The sequence below is a fragment of the Brevundimonas sp. P7753 genome (assembly GCF_013386595.1).
Lineage (GTDB): Bacteria > Pseudomonadota > Alphaproteobacteria > Caulobacterales > Caulobacteraceae > Brevundimonas > Brevundimonas bullata.
In genome coordinates this window covers 1-1,135 of the sequence record NZ_JACARP010000133.1, presented here as the reverse complement: position 1 = coordinate 1,135, position 1,135 = coordinate 1, and the positions used below count along the sequence as shown (strand labels likewise).

1 pseudogene is annotated in these 1,135 nt (G+C 69.5%); it reads left to right on the top strand.

Annotation, left to right across the window (positions count from 1 at the left end):
- Positions 1-694: pseudogene (locus tag HX774_RS18185) on the top strand (glucose-6-phosphate isomerase); the annotation flags it as partial.
- Positions 695-1,135: the final 441 nt, after the last annotated feature.

The following is a 1,135-nucleotide window of genomic DNA, read 5'->3' as shown; positions in this document are numbered from 1 at the left end:
GGTCCTGCTGGCCCTGGCCCAGATCTACAATGTCGACGGCCTTCACCGCCCCGCCCGCACCGTCGCTCCCTACGCCCACGGCCTGCGCCGCCTGCCCGCCTTCCTGCAGCAGCTGGAGATGGAGTCGAACGGCAAGCGGGTGCGCCGCGACGGCGCGCCCGTCGGTCGTCCGACCTGCCCCGTCGTCTTCGGCGAACCCGGCACCAACGGCCAGCATGCCTTCTTCCAGCAGATCCATCAGGGACCGCAGGTCGTCCCGGCCGAGTTCATCATAGTCGCCAGCACCCTCAACGGCGCGTCCGAAAGCCCTCTCTGGTCCAACGCCCTGGCCCAGGGTCAGGCCCTGATGCAGGGCAAAACAGAGGCCCAGGCCCATGCCGAACTGATCGCCTCAGGCGCGTCGGAGGCCGAGGCCGACCGCCTGGCCCCGCACAAGACCTTCCCCGGCAACCGCCCCTCGACCGCCATCCTGATGGACCGGCTGACGCCCCAGGCCCTGGGCGCCCTGATCGCCCTTTATGAGCACAAGACCTTCGTCGAGGGCGTGATCTGGGACATCAACAGCTTCGACCAGTGGGGCGTCGAACTGGGCAAGGTCCTGGCCAAGGCGGTGCTCAAGGACGTGGCCGCAGGCGCTCCCTCACCCGACCTCGATCCCTCGACGACGGCCCTGCTGACCCGGCTGCTCGCCTGACGAACGTCAGCGATCAATAGGGGTCGATGCTGCGCACCCGGCCGTCGTTGCTGACGACGCAGACCGAGCGATAGGGGCCGGTCCCCATCACCATCCGCCAATCGCCGCCGCCGAGATCGCGCACGCTGATCGGGGCCGAGCTGCCGCGGGGCCGGTTCTGGAAGTCGTCGGCGCGCGCCGAGCAGGCCTGCTGCGCCGCCCACGGCGCGCGGCGGACGTGGTCGGTGTTGGACGCGCGACGATTGCTGCNNAGATAGCCGTCGTGATAGCTCTCGCTGTCGTTGCGGTCGTAGGTCGCGCCATAGAGGGCGTCCTGATAGCCGCGCGAATAGTCGTCGTCGTGGCGTTCGTCGCGGTTGTCGTGGTTGCGGTTGTGGTGCGCCAGGGCCGCCGCCAGACCGATCACCGCCACGCCCGCCAGGACGGCGGCTGCCGTATTGC